At 59.4% G+C, this 1,397-nt stretch carries 1 protein-coding gene; it reads left to right on the forward strand.

Annotation, left to right across the window (positions count from 1 at the left end):
• The first annotated feature begins 134 nt into the window (after positions 1-134).
• Entirely contained in the window at positions 135-1,343 is a 1,209-nt protein-coding gene (locus AC1D0Z_RS21780) for an ABC transporter substrate-binding protein (protein WP_477660235.1), read from the forward strand.
• Positions 1,344-1,397 lie beyond the last annotated feature (54 nt).

Genomic DNA, 1,397 nt, shown 5'->3' on the forward strand with positions numbered 1-1,397 from the left:
CCTGTACCCCGCCGCAATGGCCGGTGAAACCATGCGCTCCTTTCAGACCGCGCCATCTGTCAATGTTCCCATCCCAGGAGTCGGGGAAGCACGACTCTCATCGCCTTGATTTTTTAACCCCAGAGGAGACAACCATGAAAAAACGATTCGCTCTTAAATTAATAGCTGCCTGCGCTTTGGCAGTAAGCGCCAGCGCCGGTTTTGCGCAAGACGTCATCAAGATCGCCAATATTGTCGAGCTGTCCGGCGGCGGCGCCACGGCGGGCACCAACTTCAAGAACGGCGTGGAGCTCGCCGTCAGGGAAATCAATGCCAACGGCGGCATCCTGGGGAAAAAAATCCAGACCACCACCGCTGATACGCAAAGCAATGCCGGCGTGGCAAAGGGACTGACGCAAAAAGCCATCGATGATGACGTGTTTGCCATCTTTGGCCCGGTGTTTTCCGGCTCCATCATGGTCAGCATGGCCGAGTCACGGCGCGCCGAGGTGCCCAACTTCACCGGCGGCGAAGCGGCCGGCATCACCGAGCAGGGCAACCCTTACGTGTTTCGCACCAGCTTCACGCAAGCCACTGCCATGCCCAAGGTGGCACGCTACATCAGTGACCAGGCCAAGCTCAAAAGCATTGCCGTCATTTACGTGAACAACGATTTTGGCAAGGGCGGCRTGGACTCGATCAGGAAGGCCCTCGCCAATTCGCCGACCAAAATCCTGAGCGAAATCTCTACCGAACCCGGCCAGGTCGACTTCTCTGCCGCGGTGCTGCGTGCCAAGCAAAGCAATGCGGATGGCGTGTTCGCCTATTCAAACGAAGAAGAATCGGCACGCTTGCTGCGCGAGCTGCGCAAGCAGGGCTGGAACAAGCCCATCATTGGCGAAACCACCTTGACCGGCCAGAAGGTCATTGAGCTGGCCGGCGAGGCTGCCAATGGCGCAATTGCCCACGTGGGTTTGACAGTGGACGCCCCGGTACCCGCCATCCGTGCCTTCAAGGCCAAGTTCGAGAAGGACTACAAGTACATCTCTGACCACAACGGCATGAAAGGCTACTCCGGTGTCTATGTGCTCAAGGCCGCAATTGAAAAAGCCGGCAAGCTGGACCGCAAAGCCGTGGCCGCGGCCATGAAGGGCCTGAAGGTCAACACCGACAAATACCCCGGCGCGCTGATGTACACCGAGTTCGACAACAAGGGCGACCTCGACCGCATGAGCTTCATGGTGGAAGTCAAGAACGGCAAGCAGGAAGTCATTGATATGGTTCCCCCGCTTGGCCTGGCCACCCGGGACGTGAGCAAGGCCATTCCTTTGGCGCCTGCTGCCAAGCCGGCCGCGAAGAAGTAACTGCAACCCCGGCCGGCCATGCGGGTCGGCCGTCGACGGGCAGGGCGCAGGCCC

It is taken from the genome of Polaromonas sp. P1_E3 (genome assembly GCF_056405935.1).